Source organism: Pedobacter sp. Leaf170, from assembly GCF_920984665.1.
In the GTDB taxonomy this organism is placed as follows: Bacteria; Bacteroidota; Bacteroidia; order Sphingobacteriales; family Sphingobacteriaceae; genus Pedobacter.
Genome location: NZ_CAKLBP010000002.1, coordinates 333476 through 348840, shown reverse-complemented (window position 1 = coordinate 348840; position 15365 = coordinate 333476). Strand labels below are relative to the sequence as shown.

Genomic DNA, 15365 nt, shown 5'->3' with positions numbered 1-15365 from the left:
ACGAATTAACTGGTTATATGCCATAAACAGTTACACAATTAAACTAAATTACGAATGAAAAAAATAGGGATTTTATTTGGACAAGAACGCTCTTTTCCAGAAGCGGTAGTTGAAAGAATTAACCAAAAAGCTGAAAAAGGCATCACTGCAGAAGCCGTTAAAATTGAGAAAATATTACAAAATCAACCTTTGGGCTATTCTGTAATCATTGATAGAATTTCGCAGGATGTACCTTTTTATCGTGCTTCTTTAAAAAATGCAGCCATAACCGGTACTGCGGTAATTAACAACCCATTTTGGTGGAGTGCCGATGAAAAGTTTTTTAACAACTCACTTGCCGAACAAATTGGCGTGCCAGTTCCAAAAACAGCGTTGATTCCATCCAGACAACATCCAACAGGCACAACCGGCGATTCATTTTCAAACTTAACAATGCCTTTAAACTGGGATGAAATTTTTGATTATGTAGGCTTTCCGGCTTATATGAAGCCATTTGATGGTGGAGGCTGGAGAGATGTTTACAAACTTCATGATAAGGAAGATTTTTTTGATAAACATAGCGGCACAGAGCAACTGGTGATGTTGCTGCAAGAAGAAATAATTTTTGATGAATATTTCAGAGTGTATTGCATTGGTGGCAAACATGTTCGCATTATGCAATACGACCCGCGTAACCCGCATCACTTACGCTATGCGGTCGATACCAAACCATCAAGCGAAAAATTATTAAAAACAGTAGAAGAATACACCCTAAAACTTTGCCAATATTTAGGTTACGATTTTAATACGGTAGAGTTTGCAGTTCGTGATGGTGTGCCTATCGCGATTGATTTTTGTAACCCTGCGCCAGATGCTGATATAAAAAGCGTTGGACAAGAAAACTTTGATTGGGTTGTAGAAACTACTGCTAATTATGCAATTGAAAGAGCTAAAGCGCAAAAAGATGGACAGGATAATTTAACCTGGGGAGAATATATTAAAGCATCAGTAGCCGGAAGACCGCTTGTTGCTAAAGCAGCAACTAAACCTGCGGCTAAAAAAGCACCTGAAAAAACGGTTGCAACTAAAGCATCGGCTAAGCCAAAAAAGCCAGCAGCAAAGAAATAAAAGGGATTTAGAATTTAATAACCATCAGGATGAACGAATTTACGCTTGGTATAGAGGAAGAATATATGGTAATTGATCCCGTTACCAGGGAACTTACCTCGCACGACCAAAAAATTGTTGAGGCGGCACAAAAAATACATAAAGACCAGGTTAAAGCAGAAATGCACCAGGCTGTTGTAGAAGTCGGAACCGGAATTTGCAAAACAACAACCGAAGCCCGGAAGGAAATTTCGCAATTACGCTATACGGTATCGCAGCTTGCAGGCGAGCAGGGCTTACGTATTGGTGCCGCCGGAACTCACCCATTTTCTCATTGGGAAAAACAATTGATAACAGAACATCCCCGCTATAATGAAATTGTTAACGAACTGCAGGAAGCTGCACGTTCAAACTTAATCTTTGGTCTACACGTTCATGTCGGGTTTCAATCGCGTGAGCTAGCCATACACATTGCAAACCAGGTAAGGTATTTCCTTCCCCATGTTTTTGCATTGTCTACAAATTCTCCTTTTTGGGAATCGAGAAATACCGGTTACAAATCTTTCAGAACTAAGATTTTTGATAAATTCCCTCGCACCGGAATTCCTGATATTTTTAACAGCATAGAAGATTATGATAACTATGTTAAACTGCTGATTAAAACCCGTTGCATGGATAATGCAAAAAAAATCTGGTGGGATATTCGTGTACATCCATTTTTTGATACGGTAGAATTTAGAATTTGCGATTGCCCAATGTTAATTGATGAAACGATGGCTTTTACGGCCCTGTTTCAGGCACTTTGCGCCAAGCTGTATAAACTGCGTTTGCAAAACATGACTTTCATAAATTACTCCCGTGCCTTAATCAACGAGAACAAATGGCGTGCTGCAAGATATGGAATAGATGGAAATTTAATTGATTTTGGTAAAGAGATGGAGGTAAATTGCCGAAATCTGGTTTTAGAACTTTTAGATTTTGTAGATGATGTTGTTGATGATTTAGGTTGCAGAGAAGACCTTAATTATGTACATAAAATTTTAGAACACGGTACAGGTGCAGACAGACAGTTGGCAGTTTACGAACAAACCGGTAACTTTGAGGCCGTGGTAGATTACATTACCACACAGACACTTATAGGCGCAAAGTAAAATTATTATGGATAAAAGGAGCTTAAGGGTCGCTGTTATTGATATGAATAACGGCGCTCCAAATCAGGGCATGCGGGGAATACAGGAAATTTTATCCCGGTTTAGAACTGAAAACAATATCAATTTAACATTCGATATTTTTGATTTAAGACAAAAAGGACAAATTCCGGGCATTGACTACGATGCTTACATTTCTAGCGGTGGTCCGGGAAGCCCAATAGAAAGCAAGGGTGAAAAATGGGAGAATGATTTTTTTAATCTTTTAGATCAGGTTGAGAATTTTAACTCAGCTAATGAAGAAAAGAAATATGCTTTCTTAATTTGCCACTCTTTTCAATTGGCTTGTAGAAAATATAATTTGGGTAATGTAACCGAAAGGCGTTCAAACGCTTTTGGTATTTTCCCTATCACTTTGACAAATGATGGTGAGCAGGATGAAATTTTCGATGGAATTACAAACCCTTTCTATTCTGTTGATAGTAGAGATTGGCAGGTAATCGAACCTAATCTGGATGCTTTTAATGCAAAAGGAGCAAAATTGTTAGCAATCGAAAAAGAGCGTAAACATGTTGATCTGGAACGTTGCATGATGTCAATTCGTTTCACCGAAGAAATCATTGGCACTCAATTTCATCCGGAAGCTGATCCCATTGGCATGAAGATGTATTTACTACAAGATGAAAAGAAAAAGGCCATTGTTGATACCCATGGCGAAGCAAAATATTTCGACATGCTAAATAGTTTAGATGACCCGGATAGAATTGTACTCACACAAAGCGTTATTCTTCCAAATTTCTTAAACAAAGCAATAGGGAATTTACAGGAGGCCTAGAAAATTAATTCACTAACTCTCTTTTCTATGCGGTCGTCATTGCAAGGCACAGTTAATCCCGACACTTCGGGAAAGCGATCTTAAATGTTTAGCTACTTAATCAGAACAAAATTGCTTCCTGCCTCGCAATGACGATATTATTAAAATACTAAATTATGATACCTGATCAACGTCAAAATTTTAATCAGCAATTTACTGAAGAAAAGTATCAAAACTTTTTGACTGATTTACAAGAAGGATATCCCGAAATTCCATTTAGAGTTGCAGAAACGCCAATATTTATACCTAAGGACTTAAAAGAAAAGTTAATCGCCGCAGGCGAAGAAATCATCAAACTAATTAAACAGCCTAACTTTAAGGCATTAACAGAAAACGCTATTCCAAAAAACTGGAATGTGCCTAATGAAAACGAGCAGCCGCATTTTTTAACTTTCGATTTTGGAATTTGTAAGAATAACGCAGGAGCACTTACTCCAATGCTTATTGAAATGCAGGGTTTTCCGTCTTTATATGGTTTTCAAACACACCTGGCCAAAACCTTCAAAAAAAACTACAACATTGATAATTCATTGAATTATTTCTTAAATGGATTTGATGAAGATAAATATATCGAACTTTTTAAGGAAGTTATAATTGGCCAGCATCAGCCACACGAAGTAGCTTTAATGGATGTTGATGCACGCAATCAAAAAACTGCAATAGATTTTTTTGTGACGCAGAAAATGTTAGGCATTAAAATCTTGGCTTTAGAAGATATAAAGAAGATTGGTAAACAACTTTTCTACGAAGAAGATGGGAAGCAAATTCAGTTAAAAAGAATTTACAACAGATTAATTTTTGATGAAGTAGCAGATAATACCGATATTTTTAAAAACAGTTTCGACCCTCGCGAAGAACTTGATGTAGAATGGGTGACGCATCCAAACTGGTTTTACAGAATCAGTAAATACACCATGCCTTTTCTAAAAAGTGAATTTGTACCTGAAACCAGGTTTTTAAATGAAGTAACGTCTATTCCTGCAGATTTAGAAAACTATGTATTAAAACCATTATTTTCTTTTGCCGGCATGGGTGTAATCATTGATGTTTCAGAAACTGATATAAAAAATATTGCAGACCCTGAAAACTGGATTTTACAACGTAAAGTAAGTTACGAACCAGTAGTTCAATCGCCTGACGGCGGCGTAAAAGCAGAAATTAGAATGATGTACTTATGGCCCGATGGTGGAGAACCTCAGCTTTGCTTAAATTTAGCACGCTTAAGCCGAGGCAAAATGATTGGCGTTCGCTATAATGCAGATTTTGATTGGGTTGGCGGAACAGTGGGTTTCATGGAGCAATAATTTTATTAGCCACAGATTTTTAATCGCATTGCATTTTTTTTAATGTCTTAATAAAAGAAAATGGCAATCTGTAAATCTGCGGCTCAACCATCATTTTACATTAAACTGAATTCAGAGATGCAAAATCATACTATATTTGTGTTATGAACATTCAAACGATTTTAGTCTTTTTACTTTTTGCTATTGCATTAGTATATGTTGGCCGTTTGGTTTATAAATCTTTGCAAGTTAAAAAAGATGGTTGCGGTGGTAATTGCAAATGTAGCATAGATTTTTCTGACATTAAACCTGTAAAAAAATAATCCAATCCCTTTTATGATTGATCAGTTTAGAAATTATCTCAAAGAGAAAATAGAAATTACAGATGATCAATTCGACAGCATCTCTGCTGATTTAAAAATAAAGAAGTTCGATAAAAACGAAATCATTCAATATACAGGCGACATTACAAAATACGGTTTTTTTGTTTGTAAAGGATTATTAAGGGCTTATTCCATCGATTCTAAAGGGAAAGAACATATACTTCAGTTTGCACCAGAAAACTGGCTCATGTCTGATAGAAACAGCATGAATAATGAACCTTCGGTGTTTTTTATAGATGCAATTGAGCATACCGAGGTTGTAATTATGCCCTATGATTTTATGGAACAGGCTGCAATAAAAGTACCTTGTTTACAGCCCATGCACAACAGATTGCTAAACAATTCTATTCGTTTTATGCAAAAGCGCATCAACATGCTTTTAAGCGCAACTGCCGAAGAAAGATACCTTGATTTTATCAAATTATATCCAAACCTAACTTTGCGTGTACCGCAATGGATGATAGCTTCTTACCTGGGCATAACGCCAGAGTCTTTAAGCAGGGTTAGAAAAGAACTAGCCAATAAACATTTCAGAACAAGTTAAATGTAGAAGCAGAGAATTTTTAATTTAATGAATGGTAGCTAATAGATATTCAGCCTTTCAATAATGCTCTCGTTCAATAACTCAATCATTAATTAGTTACCATACATCAATTTCAAACCCAAGCCCTCGCCTTACATTTGTGTTATAAATATTAATAATCAAAACACAAAGATATGGCAACTACAAAATGGACATTAGATCCAACCCACAGCGAATTACAGTTTAAAGTAAAGCACTTAATGATTACTACCGTAACTGGTAATTTAAAATCTTTTACGGCAGAATTAACTTCAGAAGGTGACGAGTTTGAGCGGGCAGAAATTTCATTTAACGGAGACATCAGCTCTTTAGATACCGGAAACACAGACCGCGATAATCACCTAAAAAGTGCTGATTTTTTTGATGCTGAACAATTTCCGGCTATGTCTTTCAAATCTTCATCGATGGAAAAAGATGGTGATGATTATATTTTAAAAGGAGATTTAACCATTAAAGGTGAAACTAAACCCGTAAAATTAACAGCAGAATTTGGTGGTATTGCTACCGATCCGTGGGGAAATACTAAAGCAGGTTTTACGTTAAGCGGAAAAATTAATCGTAATGATTTTGGTTTAACCTGGAATGCAGCCTTAGAAACAGGAGGTGTAATGGTAAGTGAAGAAGTTAGAATTTTAGGCGAATTACAGTTTGTTAAGCAAGCTTAATCGCTTAAAAAATATTCGGTAAAACGAATCTTAATTATTCCTGATATGGAAAAGAGAGAAGTTGCAGAGGTATTAAATGCGCCAGCACCACATATGGTTGGCGATGGTTTTAGAGTACATAATTTTTTCCCTAGCGGATATAAAATTGATATGAATCCATTTTTTTTAATGGATTATGGCTCTAAAATAGAATTCTCTGCACGAAAAAATCCCCGCGGTGTTGGTGTTCATCCGCACCGCGGATTTGAAACGGTAACCATTGCTTACCATGGAGCGGTTGCGCACCATGACAGTGCCGGGCACAGCGGCGTTATATATCCGGGAGATGTACAATGGATGACAGCAGCCAGCGGTATTTTGCACAAAGAATATCACGAAGCGGAGTATAGCATAAAGGGTGGACCATTCCAGATGGTACAACTTTGGGTTAATTTACCTGCTAAGGATAAAATGAGCACACCAAAATATCAGGCAATTAAACAAACTGATATGCCCCTTGTTAATCTGGCTAATTATGGCGGGAAAGTGGAGGTGATAGCTGGTGAATATAAAGGTGTTAAAGGCTCAGCAAGTACATTTACGCCAATTGAAGTGTACAATGCTCGCTTTAATAAAGGAGGTAACGCAGATTTTGCATTCCCTAAAGCGTACAATACTGGTTTTTTGGTTATTGAAGGTTCAGTTACTATAAATGGTAGCCAAATCGTAAATGCCAATTCTTTTGCCTATTTCAAAAATGGGGGTGAAAACATTGCCATTACAGCTCAAGAAAATTCTGTTATTTTAATATTGAGCGGATTACCAATTGATGAACCAATTCATCAGTATGGGCCATTTTTAATGAATACCGAAGCGGAGATTCATCAGGCAATTGCCGATTACAACCAAGGCAAATTTGGTTATCTGGAAGAATAATAAGGTTTAAGTTTATATTTTAAGAACCGGCAAGCTAATATCTGTCGGTTTTTTTTGCTATTGCCGCTCTATTAAACACACTGCGTAAGCAACAACACCTTCTTCCCTACCAATAAAGCCCATTTGCTCGTTAGTTGTTGCTTTAATTGAAATATCTTCAGTAGAAATGCCAATTGCTTCAGCTATATTTTGCTGCATGGCTGGTATATGAGGATTTATTTTTGGCGCCTCCAGGCAGAGCATTGCATCAATATTACCCACTTGCCAATTTTTTTCCGTTAAAAGCTTAACGGTTTCTTTTAACAAAATTAAGCTGCTAATCCCTTTCCATCTATCATCTGTATTTTTAAAATGGAAACCTATATCTCTCAAATTGGCAGCGCCTAATAATGCATCGCAGATGGCGTGTAACAATACATCAGCATCAGAATGACCGAATGCGCCTTTATCATGTTCGAGCGTTACGCCACCAACCACAAAAGGATGTTGATCTTTTAGTTGGTGAACATCAAATCCAAAGCCTACCCTGATTTTCATATAAATTTTAAATAAGGCACGAAGTTGCCAAAATATTTCGAAACGCTATTATTTGAACGAGGCTTTTTTATCGCCAAAATTAAATAAAAGGCTGAAACGTAAAGTATTTGCCAAAGGACTGGTTTGAGCATTAGCGATAAGGTAGGCAAAATCAATATTAAAAACATTATACTTTAAACCTGCGCCAAGTGTGAAATATCTGCTGTCACCTTTCTGCGGACTTTGGTAATTATAGCCTCCACGTATGGCAAACTGCTGATTATACCAGTATTCAAATCCGGTAGAAATTCCAACTTCTTTAAGTTCCTCACTAAAACCTCCAGGTGCATCGCTAAACGAACCAAAAATACCTGCCGGAACCGAACGATTAGGATTTTTTCCTTTAACGATATTGTTATTCAAATCGTAGATAGGCTGTGTAGGCACCAACAGTTTATTAAAATCTAAGGCTAAGGTAAATGTGTTAAAATCATCAATTTCTATTGTAGAAGCGCCTCCAAGTTTAAAATTTGTAGGTAGAAAATAGTTCTCGCCGCCATCAGAATAACTCATCTTTGTACCAATGTTTGAGATATTTGCGCCTGCAGATACTATCGCATTTTTACCAAACATTGTTGTTGGTGTTTTATATAATCCGGCAACATCAATTCCTAATGCATTACCTGCCCTCACTTGTCCGGTTGAAGAAAATTGTCCGGAAGCTAGATTAGAATATATATACCTTAATGAAGATGCCAATGAAAACTCCTTGCCAAAATTGCGGGCAAAAGTAACATCAAAAGCCAACTCATTTGGATTTGAAATACCTAAATCTTGCTGATTTATATCTGTAAGCTGAATCTGACCTAATGAAAAATACCTTAATGATGCGCCAATCGTATTTCTATCATCTAATTTATAAAAACCACTAACATAAGCCAGGTTAATATCTGGCACAAGGCTTTTAAGCCAAGGACTGTAAGAAAGTGCAAAACCATAAGGTTTTTCAAGAAAAGCTAATTTAGCAGGGTTTATGCTTGCAGCATTTGCATCACCGGTAATCGCAACACCCGCATCACCCATAGCTCCAGCCCGGGCATCGGGTGTGATTAGTAAAAATGGGACAGCAGTAATGATGTTATTTGATTCACTACCATTAGTTTGTGTATTACCTATTGTTACCTGCGCATTCGACTTGCCAAATACCAAAACTGCAGATAATGCAGAAACTGCAAGTTTACAAATGTACTTGAAATTCATCCTTAGGGTATGTATTTAAGATTTCAGGTAAGTTAATACTTTTAAAGAATATAATCATCAAACGTAATTACACAAATTATATTTTACAGTAAACTTACGTTTTTTGAAAATTATACTAACTAAATCTACGATTTTTTACAAATATGATCTAGCACATTTTTTGAACAATTTTCTTGATGATAACGAGCTAAATTAGCAACTAGTTAACTGTCTTTCTCTTGAATAGATTGTTTAGTTTATCTGCAATTGCATCTTTAACTTTTTCTGTAGCCTTTACCTTAACCGTGTCTAATTTCGCCTGTGCTTTTGTTTGAAATTCTGCCTTTTTTTCAGCTATAACATTCGTAATGGCTTCCTTAGCTGTAGATTTTGCATCGGCAATGCCATATTTTAGATTAATGGTTGGTTTCAAAAATGTTCCGCCTAAAACAGCGTTAACTTTAACGTTATCACTCACAGATACGTTTGTGCCAGCTTTACTGTTTAATTTTCCAAGCATTGCATTTACGGTTTCATTTGCTTTAGCGCCTAGCATCGCCCTTGGCAAATTTAAACCCAGGTTATAATCCATGGTTTGGTCTATACCGTTTGAGCCTTGAACATTCATCACAATTCCATCCTTTTTAATATCAAATGGAGCTACATTCAGTCTTCCATCTTTTATTTTGAACTTTGTAATCACATTATTAAGCTCCAGTTTTTTAAATTTATCTGAACTTAAGGATGCCGCCAATTTATTTAATGGCTCAAAACCATCAATCATTGCCTGAATAATATTTGTTAAGCCTTCTGCATTTATTGTTGAATACACCGGTTTCATGTGCTCATCTAAATCCGAATTATATTTTAAATCAGTGGAGAAAGTACCCTTCGCATATTTTGCAACCGGCGCCAACAATTTCACAGTATTAAAAGCCTGGAAGGCTTTTTGAATATTCATGTTATCGATACCAAAATCAACATCTACTTTTGGTTTTTTTGGGTTTATGGTGGCGTAAGTTCCATCCATTCTTAATTTGCCATCAAGCATATTCATGCCCATATTTTTAAAAGTTATGGTCTTATCTTTCACCAATAATGTTCCGATTGCATTGGTGATATCGTAATTATCATAAATTACTTTATTTGCTTTTGCGTTTACATTGAAATTAATATTTCCCGGAACTTCGAATACGGTTAACTTACTTTCATTTGATGCCGGTGTAGCCCCAGTTACTTTTGGTCCCATTAACTCGTTAACATTTACCAGATTGGATAACATGTTGAAGCTACCTTGCAATAATTGATTTTTATTAAAGAAATAACTCAGGTAGTTGTTAAGCGAACCATTAGCGGCAAAATCACTACTTCCAATTTTTGCAATAAGGTTACTTAGTGTGATATTTTTTGGGCTAAATATTAGTTTTGCCGACGGAACACTTACAGGCATTGGTACATTTTTGCCGGCATAATTAAAGTTATTAGCAATAATTTGTCCAGATGCTTTAAACGCTTCGTATTGTTGCTTATCTATTGATGATTTTCTACCGGCGGCCTTAACATCAGCATCTAAAATACCGCTTAACACCATATCCTTCATTGGAAAAATTGCAGTTAATTGTTTTAAATCTAATTTCCCTTTTAATGCCATATCAATAAATGGATCGGAGACCGGATTTTTTAGCAAAAGTTTTCCATCAACAGGAACTTGTCCAAATTCTAAATGAAAAGAAGGAACATTAACAACTGTATTATCAATTACACCATTTGGATTACTGATTTGCGACTTGATTTGAATATTATTAATTGCTGAAGGTAATGAAGGATACTTTATTTTACCATTTTCTACAAGTAGATTAACATTAAAGGCTGGTAAGGATTTCTCATTATAAATGCCTTTTGCGTTTCCATTCATCGAAAATTTGCCTGTTGCTTCTAAATCCTTAAAATTTGCTGCATAAATAGATGGTATTAGCGACAAGAAATTTTTAAGCTCAGATTCTTTTGCATCAAATTTAAAATCCATAACCATATCGGTTTCATTTGGCATGGCCAAATAACCAATTGCCGATAAAAGGAGTTCATTCAACTTTATTTTATTATCGGCAAAAGTAAACTTCATATTTTTAGTGTCTATCTCAACAGGAAGCTCAGCATCTAACTTAACGCCATTTAAATACGGAATTCCGCGATATTTTACCGTTAGTTTTTCAATTTTTGATTGCGTATCCAGCGTGAATAAATCCTGCGTGAAATCACCTTTTCCGCTATGGTTTAAACTATCTAATTTCATGTATAAACCCAGCGATGCATCATCATAAGTTATTGTACCCTGCTCTATAGAATATTTTTGCAAGGCCGCCTTAAAAGTACTTTTTAACGAGTCGGTCGTTAAATTTGCAGAATCTGGTTTCATGATATCCCAATTGGCAACACCATTTTTCAATACCTTAACTAATATATTTGGCTCATTTAAATTAACAGAATTAATCTGGTATGTATCGCCCTTTAAAACGCTCCATAAATTAACATTTAATTGAAGTTGTTTAACATTTGCAAGTGTATCTTTATAAAAACTATCAATACCAATTATAGATAGATTGTTGATTTTAATGCCCACATTGGGGAATGAAGATATTATAGATAAATCAAGTTCTTTATAATTAACCTTTGCATTTACGTTTTTATTAATGCTGGATTTGGTTTTCGCATCAATTTCCTCTTTAAAAAACATTGGAATGGCAGCTGCGGCAGCGAATAACAATATAAATAACGAAAAAACTATAATTAATACCTTTTTAAACATAACCTAAACCTTTTAAACTAATTTATTTGAAAATCGTATAAGGCAATAAGCACACCAATTTATACCCCCTTTGCAGACAGAAATCTTTAATCTAAATATTTTAAACAAAACACAATACATTGATTATTAATACGTTTTGCATTAAAAAAAGCATCTACTATATTTATTAACACAAATTTTACGAAATCATTTAAAATTCCGTAATTTTACGAGTTGAATAAGCTCATATTCATGATATTGCATCATATGAAAAAACAATTACTATATTCTTTAACCTGCCTTGCTGCTGTAGCCCTTCTATCTTCTTGCGGTGGAAACAAAGGAGGCGTATCCAGTAAAACTGGTATTCCTTATGCTGATAAGAACAACAAAACTTATGGCAGTTTTACTGTAGCATCTCAATACAAGCGTGCCCCCGGACCCGGCTTAATTCCTATTGAAGGTGGGGTTTTGGTTGTAGGTGGAAGTGCAATTGAGGTTGCAGGGGTTGAACCAAATATTTACAATTACAAAAGACAAGTAACTGTACCTTCTTTTTACATGGATGAAACGGAAGTTTCAAATACGGATTGGCTTGAATATTTGCATTGGATAAGAACGAGCTATCCGGAAGACAGAGAATTTTATTACAATGAATTACCTGATACTTTGGTGTGGCGCCGTGCGCTATCGTACAACGAACCATACGTTGATAATTATTTAAGACACCCGGCATATAGAGATTACCCGGTTGTTGGTGTAAGTTGGGAACAAGCATCGCGTTTTTGCGAATGGAGAACTTCTCAGGCTAACGAATACATTCTTCGCCAAAAAGGTATTTTAACGGATTACAAAACATTGGCTCAGGGAAATAACCCTGCACGAGGTAATACAACTACTGCCGCTGCAACAGCCAGACCTGATAAACCTTTTAATACTGATGCTTACTTAAACGGTCAGTATGATGATAAAGGTAAAAATGCACCAAAAGACTATAATGCTAAAGCTGGCGCATCTGTGGGTGCAGCTGGTGGAAGAGGTGGTAACGCAGTACCAACCAGAAACGCAACGTTAGAAGATGGTGTAATTATGCAACCATACCGATTACCAACAGAAGCCGAGTGGGAATATGCAGCATTAGGTTTAATTGGAAATACAGAATACGAAAACATTAGTCAGAATAAAATTTATCCATGGAATGGCCTTGGCGTTAGCTCTGCGGCAAAAAAAACCAGAGGTTTAGTACAGGCCAACTTTAAAAGAGCACCTGGCGATTATATGGGTGTTGGCGGTTCATTAAATGATAAGGCTGATTTAACGGCACCTGTTCGCTATTATGCACCAAACGATTTCGGTTTATTTAATATGGCTGGAAACGTAAATGAGTGGGTTAATGATGTTTATCGTACAGGTACTTTTACTGATGCTGAAGCTTTTAATCCTTATCGTGGTAACCAATTTCAAGATAAGCAGCTTGCTGATGCGGCAAATGGAAAAATTGCTTTAGATAAATATGGCAAGCCGATTAAAGCAAATGCTTACTCGGGTAAAAAATTAACATGGGCTGAAAAACAAGCTTTAGCAAAAAGAGCAGATTCAATTGCTAAATCTCCAGATCCAACTGCAATGGTAACTTCTTATCAGGCTGATGAGCGTGGATATCGCGACAGACAAAACAAATTGCTTAACGATGAAGGTATTTCATTGGTAAACGATAAATCAAGAGTTTATAAAGGTGGTTCATGGAATGATATGGCTTATTGGTTAAATCCGGCAACGCGTCGTTTCTTACAACAAGATGAAGCATCAGCAGAAGTAGGTTTCCGTTGTGCAATGACGATGCTTGGAGCGCCGGAAATTAGTACGGCTGGCAAGCGAAACTTTAAACAAACGAAGCCAAAAGCTTTTAATCCTCCTAAGAGATAATATAAAAGAAGCCCTGAAAATATCGGGGCTTCTCTTGTTATAAGCTTTATTTAAACTGCAGGAGCACCTGATTTTTTTCGACCTTATCGCCCTGTATAACCGCTATTTTTTTTACGATACCATCCGTTGGAGATTTAATAATGTTCTCCATTTTCATGGCTTCTAATATCAAAAGGTTGTCGCCTTTTTTTACTTCCGTGCCTTCTTTAACAGCAACACTTAAAACTAACCCTGGCATTGGTGCTTTAATTTCGGCTATTTTAGCTGATGCGATGTTGTCTAAACCGAGCTGTTTTAACAATTGGTCAAATTTATCTTCAACCTTGAGTGAATAATTATTTCCATTAACCCGAACGGTACATGTTTTATCCATTCTGTTAAGCTCAACAATTTCTGCGTTAAAAGATTTGTTGTTGTAAATAATATTAGTTGCATTAGCTGCTGTATCACTTACATCAACATTTAATTTTGAGCCATTTAAATAAAAATCACTTGCTTTTTCTTCAAGCTCAAACTGAAAATTATCGTTAACTTTTATTTTATACATAATTACTGAGTTAAAGAGTACTGAATAAGATTAGCGCCCATTTTTAAAGCCTTGGAGCGAGTTTCCTGCGTATCCTCAGGGTAAGTTCCAAAATCTTCCCAACCGTTGCCTAAATCACACTCAAAGGTATAATAACAAACAACTCTTCCTTTAAAAATTAATGCAAAACCTTGAGGCCTTTTATTATCATGTTCATGGATTTTTGGCAATCCACCAGGGAATTTAAATTTTTGATTGTAAATAGCATGATTTGCCGGCAACTCTACAAAACTCAGTTCAGGAAAAACCTTTTTCATCTGTGGCCGAATAAATTTATCTAAACCATAATTATCATCGATGTGAAGAAAACCACCACCAACTAAATATTGTCTTAAATTTTTAGCTTCCTGGTCACTAAAAACAACGTTTCCATGCCCCGTCATATAAACGAAAGGAAAGTTGAAAAGTTCTTTACTGCCAACTTCTACAATACTTTCTTCAGGATAAAAATTAGTTTTAAGATTAGCATTACAAAAAGCGATTAAGTTGGGAAGTGCTGTTCTATCGGCATACCAATCTCCGCCGCCATTGTACTTTAACTTAGCTATTCGATAAGATGGTGGTGATGAAAATGAGTAAAGGCTAAGGATAAATGACAAAACGCCGAAGCAAAATAGCAACCTTGCTATTTTTGAAAATTGGAAATTGATTTTTGAAAATTTCAAACTAACTATCGGTTTAGGTAATTGATTTCGAAACAGGCTGCAAGGGCTGCAGTTTCTGTTCTTAATCTGTTATTACCTAAAGTTAGGGGTTTAAAGTCTTTATTCAAAGCTTGTTCAACTTCGTTAGGTGTAAAATCACCTTCCGGACCAATTAATACTAAATATTTTTGAAAAGGACTTACTAAATCTGAAATGTATTTTTTATCTGCATTATCAATACAATGAGCAATCAGTTTGTTTCCTTCAAACGGTTGCTTCATTAAAGAATCGAAAGAAAGGGCTTCATTCATTTTTGGGTGATAAGCCTTTATGGATTGCTTAACCGCCGAAGTAATAACTTTATTTAAGCGATCTTCTTTGACTACTCTACGTTCAGATCTATCGGTAATAATCGGCGTAATTTCATCGATACCCAGTTCAGTAGCCTTTTCTAAAAACCATTCAAGGCGATCGATATTTTTAGTCGGTGCAACTGCGATGTGCAGATAATGGTTTCTTTTACCGTACTCGGCTTCGGCGCTAATAACTTTTAGCGTAACCTTTTTTGGATTATCGGATGTAATTTCGGCTGTAAAAAAACCGCCCACACCATCAACAAGGTAAACAATAGCACCAACCGGCAATCTTAAAACCCTGATACAATGTTTACTTTCTTCTTCGTTAAGTGTGTAAGAAGAATCAGATATATCAGGGGTATAAAAAATATTCATA

15 protein-coding genes are annotated in these 15365 nt (G+C 35.9%); 9 read left to right on the top strand and 6 right to left on the bottom strand.

The annotated features are described in order from the left end of the window. The first annotated feature begins 54 nt into the window (after nt 1–54). The 8 genes from LUA90_RS06540 to LUA90_RS06505 all read left to right on the top strand — a co-directional run bounded on the left by LUA90_RS06540 (nt 55) and on the right by LUA90_RS06505 (nt 6937). Nucleotides 55–1107, top strand: coding sequence for a RimK family alpha-L-glutamate ligase (locus LUA90_RS06540; RefSeq protein WP_231490648.1), 1053 nt, complete (start codon nt 55–57; stop codon nt 1105–1107). A 29-nt stretch (nt 1108–1136) separates the two neighbouring features. Further along, nucleotides 1137–2237: a carboxylate-amine ligase gene (locus tag LUA90_RS06535; RefSeq protein ID WP_231458777.1), complete on the top strand. Its 1101-nt coding sequence runs from the start codon at nt 1137–1139 to the stop codon at nt 2235–2237. Nucleotides 2238–2244: 7 nt separating this feature from the next. Then, complete coding sequence (locus tag LUA90_RS06530; protein ID WP_231490647.1) at nt 2245–3069, top strand: type 1 glutamine amidotransferase; 825 nt, start codon at nt 2245–2247, stop codon at nt 3067–3069. 155 nt (nt 3070–3224) lie between these two features. Further along, on the top strand, nt 3225–4412 hold the full coding sequence (locus tag LUA90_RS06525) for a hypothetical protein (RefSeq protein ID WP_231490646.1): 1188 nt from the start codon (nt 3225–3227) through the stop codon (nt 4410–4412). A 143-nt stretch (nt 4413–4555) separates the two neighbouring features. After that, entirely contained in the window at nt 4556–4714 is a 159-nt protein-coding gene (locus LUA90_RS06520; RefSeq protein ID WP_231490645.1) for a FeoB-associated Cys-rich membrane protein, read from the top strand. A gap of 13 nt (nt 4715–4727) precedes the next feature. Then, a complete protein-coding gene (locus LUA90_RS06515) occupies nt 4728–5318 on the top strand; it encodes a Crp/Fnr family transcriptional regulator (protein WP_231458772.1) in 591 nt (196 codons plus the stop codon). 173 nt (nt 5319–5491) lie between these two features. Then, on the top strand, nt 5492–6022 hold the full coding sequence (locus tag LUA90_RS06510) for a YceI family protein (protein WP_231490644.1): 531 nt from the start codon (nt 5492–5494) through the stop codon (nt 6020–6022). A 45-nt stretch (nt 6023–6067) separates the two neighbouring features. Beyond that, complete coding sequence (locus LUA90_RS06505) at nt 6068–6937, top strand: pirin family protein (protein WP_231490643.1); 870 nt, start codon at nt 6068–6070, stop codon at nt 6935–6937. A gap of 57 nt (nt 6938–6994) precedes the next feature. Here the strand turns inward: LUA90_RS06505 and ispF are convergent, their stop codons facing one another. From ispF to LUA90_RS06490, 3 genes are all read right to left on the bottom strand, one after another. Beyond that, nucleotides 6995–7474 (bottom strand): 2-C-methyl-D-erythritol 2,4-cyclodiphosphate synthase, encoded by a 480-nt coding sequence (ispF, locus tag LUA90_RS06500; RefSeq protein ID WP_231458769.1) that lies wholly within the window; start codon nt 7472–7474, stop codon nt 6995–6997. Between the two features lie 48 nt (nt 7475–7522). After that, nucleotides 7523–8713: a type IX secretion system outer membrane channel protein PorV gene (porV, locus tag LUA90_RS06495; protein WP_231458768.1), complete on the bottom strand. Its 1191-nt coding sequence runs from the start codon at nt 8711–8713 to the stop codon at nt 7523–7525. Between the two features lie 199 nt (nt 8714–8912). Continuing rightward, a complete protein-coding gene (locus tag LUA90_RS06490) occupies nt 8913–11498 on the bottom strand; it encodes an AsmA-like C-terminal region-containing protein (RefSeq protein WP_231490642.1) in 2586 nt (861 codons plus the stop codon). Nucleotides 11499–11744: 246 nt separating this feature from the next. On the opposite strand from LUA90_RS06490, the gene LUA90_RS06485 reads away from it, so the two are divergent. Beyond that, nucleotides 11745–13403 carry an SUMF1/EgtB/PvdO family nonheme iron enzyme gene (locus LUA90_RS06485; protein ID WP_231458766.1) on the top strand — a complete coding sequence of 553 codons (1659 nt, stop codon included), beginning with the start codon at nt 11745–11747 and terminating at the stop codon, nt 13401–13403. Nucleotides 13404–13449: 46 nt separating this feature from the next. On the opposite strand, the gene LUA90_RS06480 is transcribed toward LUA90_RS06485, so the two are convergent. The 3 genes from LUA90_RS06480 to LUA90_RS06470 form a co-directional block, all read right to left on the bottom strand. Beyond that, nucleotides 13450–13950, bottom strand: coding sequence for an acetyl-CoA carboxylase biotin carboxyl carrier protein subunit (locus LUA90_RS06480; protein ID WP_231458765.1), 501 nt, complete (start codon nt 13948–13950; stop codon nt 13450–13452). Between the two features lie 2 nt (nt 13951–13952). Beyond that, on the bottom strand, nt 13953–14588 hold the full coding sequence (locus LUA90_RS06475; RefSeq protein ID WP_231490641.1) for a DUF4159 domain-containing protein: 636 nt from the start codon (nt 14586–14588) through the stop codon (nt 13953–13955). A 71-nt stretch (nt 14589–14659) separates the two neighbouring features. Continuing rightward, the gene (locus LUA90_RS06470; RefSeq protein ID WP_231490640.1) at nt 14660–15364 is read right to left on the bottom strand and encodes a 16S rRNA (uracil(1498)-N(3))-methyltransferase; all 705 of its coding nucleotides are present in this window, start codon (nt 15362–15364) and stop codon (nt 14660–14662) included. Between the last annotated feature and the right edge of the window lies 1 nt (nt 15365).

Excerpts from the sequence above, each read along its gene's own strand:
- LUA90_RS06540 (WP_231490648.1), top strand. The coding sequence starts at position 55 with ATGAAAAAAATAGGGATTTTATTTGGACAAGAACGCTCTTTTCCAGAA.
- LUA90_RS06535 (WP_231458777.1), top strand. The coding sequence starts at position 1,137 with ATGAACGAATTTACGCTTGGTATAGAGGAAGAATATATGGTAATTGAT.
- LUA90_RS06530 (WP_231490647.1), top strand. The coding sequence starts at position 2,245 with ATGGATAAAAGGAGCTTAAGGGTCGCTGTTATTGATATGAATAACGGC.
- LUA90_RS06525 (WP_231490646.1), top strand. The coding sequence starts at position 3,225 with ATGATACCTGATCAACGTCAAAATTTTAATCAGCAATTTACTGAAGAA.
- LUA90_RS06520 (WP_231490645.1), top strand. The coding sequence starts at position 4,556 with ATGAACATTCAAACGATTTTAGTCTTTTTACTTTTTGCTATTGCATTA.
- LUA90_RS06515 (WP_231458772.1), top strand. The coding sequence starts at position 4,728 with ATGATTGATCAGTTTAGAAATTATCTCAAAGAGAAAATAGAAATTACA.
- LUA90_RS06510 (WP_231490644.1), top strand. The coding sequence starts at position 5,492 with ATGGCAACTACAAAATGGACATTAGATCCAACCCACAGCGAATTACAG.
- LUA90_RS06505 (WP_231490643.1), top strand. The coding sequence starts at position 6,068 with ATGGAAAAGAGAGAAGTTGCAGAGGTATTAAATGCGCCAGCACCACAT.
- ispF (WP_231458769.1), bottom strand. The coding sequence starts at position 7,474 with ATGAAAATCAGGGTAGGCTTTGGATTTGATGTTCACCAACTAAAAGAT.
- porV (WP_231458768.1), bottom strand. The coding sequence starts at position 8,713 with ATGAATTTCAAGTACATTTGTAAACTTGCAGTTTCTGCATTATCTGCA.
- LUA90_RS06490 (WP_231490642.1), bottom strand. The coding sequence starts at position 11,498 with ATGTTTAAAAAGGTATTAATTATAGTTTTTTCGTTATTTATATTGTTA.
- LUA90_RS06485 (WP_231458766.1), top strand. The coding sequence starts at position 11,745 with ATGAAAAAACAATTACTATATTCTTTAACCTGCCTTGCTGCTGTAGCC.
- LUA90_RS06480 (WP_231458765.1), bottom strand. The coding sequence starts at position 13,950 with ATGTATAAAATAAAAGTTAACGATAATTTTCAGTTTGAGCTTGAAGAA.
- LUA90_RS06470 (WP_231490640.1), bottom strand. The coding sequence starts at position 15,364 with ATGAATATTTTTTATACCCCTGATATATCTGATTCTTCTTACACACTT.